Below are 2,204 nucleotides of genomic sequence, written 5' to 3'. Positions count from 1 at the left end.
GGCCGCGCGTCTCGACGAGCCCGGCCGCCTCCAGCTCGCGGTACGCGCGCGCCACGGTGTTGACGGCGATGCCCAGGTCGGCGGCGAGCGCCCGCACGGTCGGTAGCCGGGCGCCGACGGGCAGGGTCCGGTCCGCCATCTGCTGCGCCAGGCCGGTGCGCACCTGCTCGAACGGCGGGACGGGGGAGTCGGCGTCGATGCTGATCACGCCCGCCACAGTACAAGCGAGACGCGTCACGTACATGCGGCGGTGAAGCACTGATGTTGACGGCGTACGGCCGGAGCCCGGCTTCCTCCAGCCGCGCCACGCGCGCTGCGAAATTTTGGCTCGCCCACGTCTGTCTCGGAACTCAACAAGGGTTAGGCCCCGGCGGAGCTGCGTGGTTGCCGCCCGCACGATCGCGATTTGGCGAAGCAGATGCGGTATGGACTACAGCATCTGGTTTGGGAGCGAGTCGCGGCTGACACGGAACCAGTTCTGGACTTTATGGAATGCTCCGTTCGAACGTGGTCTGCTTTGGAGCGGAGCAGAAATTCGCGGCGGCATGCGGCCGGTGCCGACGTAAGCTATCACTTTTCTACGGTCGACTGTGTGTGATTTCGATCAAGCACGTAAATGGCAATTGCTAGTCCGTCGGCATACCCCAATAGCGATCCTGGCTGCCGGTCGGCAGCCCCATTCCAAGTCCGAGCCAATCCACGTACGTTGCTCGGCTGTAGGTTTGCCGAATCGATTCTTCGCGCCGCCAAGACCACCGCATGATCAAACCGAAACGGTGCGTTGCGTAGTTGGAGTGGGCCACAGGTGGTTCGGCGCCGGCCCAGAAGGCGCACAGACCACTCGATTGCGCGAATCCAAACTGGGCGCTCATTCATTTCGACTAGGAGAATCGCTTCAAGGGTGGTCGCCCACTTGGCGATTATTGGGTCGATCTTTCCGATGGCGTAGATTCTGGAAGAGTAGCGTTGAAACTGTCGTGAGTGCAACAACTGCTGCAACACCCACGAATAGGCTGTTATGGTCTTCCCAGGCGACCGGTAATCTTCGTTGCCTCGACCGTTTCTGCAGCTGGTATTGAAGATACTCCGCTTCCCCTTCTTTGGCGCGAAATCGAATCTTGTTTCCAAGACTGCTCTGAATTCCAAAGAATGCCGCACTCGTCAGGAGTGACCCACCGCACACGACGAGCGATCCCACAATCTGATCTGCTATCCAGGGGATTGGCTCCCCCTCGGAGGAGCCGGTGACCCACTGTGATATTGCACCACCGGCAGGGACTAGCAAGGTGTACGCGCAAATAAACGCGAGATAGAGGGCGGGTATCTCCCAGTCTCGTCGGCTCGAAAAGCTAGGAAGGCCTAAGAATGCGACAGGCCAAAGCAGCAGGACTCCGGCCAATAATCCCACAGTCACCATTGATGCCCACTGGTCGAATCCGAGAAGGCCTAGTACAAATCCGGTGACGACAGGGTAGGTAAATCGACGCAGAACAGCCCCTTTTAGTCGTGGATTCTCGCTCCACCAGTCTCCTTCCATCCCATCGCCACCGCTGATTATGGAACTTAGTGAGAAGTAAGGTCCGAATAATCGGGCGTCAATGATTACAGCAAATGCGATCAAGAATGATGGTGCTAGAACTTGAATTACCCCAAAAAATACTTGATCATCCATGCTCTAGATGCTCCGAAAGTGTGAATGGTCGAGGTGGTGAACTGCTGCCGATCCAATTTCCAAGTTGCAACGGGGTGCTCGTCCGATTTTGGTAAGCGACGCGGCGAAATCCGTATGCCCACTTGCGGTCCGAGGCCCCCGCACACCTTAGTGCGGTCTCCGTGGATCGTGGCCGTGACCGAGGGGGTGATCTTCAGATGCTGAATGCCTGGCCGGGGTGAGGTCTCGCGCGGTGCCTCTGGCGAGGCCGCCACTGGCGTTCGTCCGAGCGTTGCCACGTTGGAGCTGCGTGCCGAGCTGATGATACGACGGGTGCATTGACGGCGGTGCGGGCGGCTCCTATGCGTGATGGTTGTCGAACACTGTTGTGAACACTTGGCGGTATCTCCAAAGGACGTTTCCTGGCCACGGGCCTGAGCAGGGCGATCACGGCTAGTCTCGCGTCCATGACCGACGCCGCCCAGCGCCCCGCACCCGACCAGCCCGCCGGCCGCCCCGCGCCCGACCCGATCCCGCTCGGCTCCGCGCCCCG

General features: G+C 60.2%; 2 protein-coding genes. Both read right to left on the bottom strand.

Going from position 1 to position 2,204, the window contains the following annotated elements:
* The coding region (locus PROKR_RS03775; RefSeq protein WP_157601873.1) for a GntR family transcriptional regulator at positions 1-244 on the bottom strand (244 nt) is incomplete at its 3' end.
* A 651-nt stretch (positions 245-895) separates the two neighbouring features.
* Positions 896-1,672 (bottom strand): hypothetical protein, encoded by a 777-nt coding sequence (locus PROKR_RS33790; protein WP_169736316.1) that lies wholly within the window; start codon positions 1,670-1,672, stop codon positions 896-898.
* Between the last annotated feature and the right edge of the window lie 532 nt (positions 1,673-2,204).

The organism is Promicromonospora kroppenstedtii DSM 19349 (genome assembly GCF_000515355.1).
GTDB lineage: Bacteria > Actinomycetota > Actinomycetes > Actinomycetales > Cellulomonadaceae > Promicromonospora > Promicromonospora kroppenstedtii.
Note: the sequence above shows the minus strand (reverse complement) of the source record. Positions and strands in the feature narration are given on the sequence as shown.

Bases quoted from the DNA above. Each gene is read 5' to 3' on its own strand.
- PROKR_RS33790 (WP_169736316.1), bottom strand. From the start codon at position 1,672: ATGGATGATCAAGTATTTTTTGGGGTAATTCAAGTTCTAGCACCATCA.